Source organism: Martelella sp. UBA3392, assembly GCF_002358775.1.
GTDB lineage: Bacteria > Pseudomonadota > Alphaproteobacteria > Rhizobiales > Rhizobiaceae > Martelella > Martelella mediterranea.
This window is the reverse complement of record NZ_DEPM01000117.1, coordinates 1,015-1,943: the sequence shown is the minus strand read 5'-3', so window position 1 is coordinate 1,943 and position 929 is coordinate 1,015. Positions and strand designations below refer to the sequence as shown.

Here is a 929-nt window from a genome sequence, read left to right as displayed (position 1 = left end):
ACGATTTTGGTATCGGAGAGGGTTTTGACGGTAACGGTGCCGGCGGTTCCGGCACTGCCATCCGCCTTGCCGCCGAGGCCGATCTTGACCTTGGAAACGGCAAGACCGGAGGAAAAACCGATGCCGCCGCCGCCGGCGATCGACTGGGCAACGATGCCGTGCGAGGCGAAGCCGCCGGTATAGATGTTGCCGGCGTAAACCGAGACGTTGCCGCCGTCACCGCCGCTGCCGCCTTCCGAGCCGATGGTGAGCGTGGCGCAGCTATCCTTGTCGTCGGAGCTGGAATCGTCGCTGCTGGAACTGCTGGAGGAATCGCAACTGCTGGAGGTATCGCTGTCGTCGGAATCATCGCTGCCCGACGAGATCGCCACCGCGCCGCCGCCGCCGCCGACCGATTGGGCGACGATGCCGGCCGACATCGTGCCATAGGTGTGGATCGTGCCGGTGCCGACGATCGTGCCCGAACTGTCCTGGCCGATGGTCACCGCGCCGCCGGCCCCTCCCGCGCCGCCGGTCGAGCCGACGGTCACCCCGAATGTCAGGGTCTTGTCGTCGTCATCGCCATCATCGCCGCCGTCATCATCATCTCCGCCGTCGTCATCGTCATCCGATGATGACACCATGGCGAGCGACGTTTCCGTCGCTTCGGCGTCGTCTCCGCCGTCATCATCGTCGTCGTCCTCGTCTTCCTTGATGGAAAGCGAGCTTTTGCCGGAACCCGCCGCGCCGCCGCCGCCGCCGATCGATTGTGCCAGTATCGCATCTGACCAGTCGCCCTTGGTGGTGATTGCGCCTTCGCTCGAAATGCTCACCGCGCCGCCATCGCCGCCGGCCGCACCTTTCGCGCCGAGCCCGATCGTGATGTCCCAGTCCGCGTCGCCGCTGCCGCCGCCGCCTGATGAGGAGCCGCCGCCGCCGCCGATCGACTG

At 66.7% G+C, this 929-nt stretch carries 1 pseudogene; it reads right to left on the bottom strand.

The features are described from left to right. Positions 1 to 929: pseudogene (locus B4E36_RS08585) on the bottom strand (autotransporter outer membrane beta-barrel domain-containing protein); the annotation flags it as partial.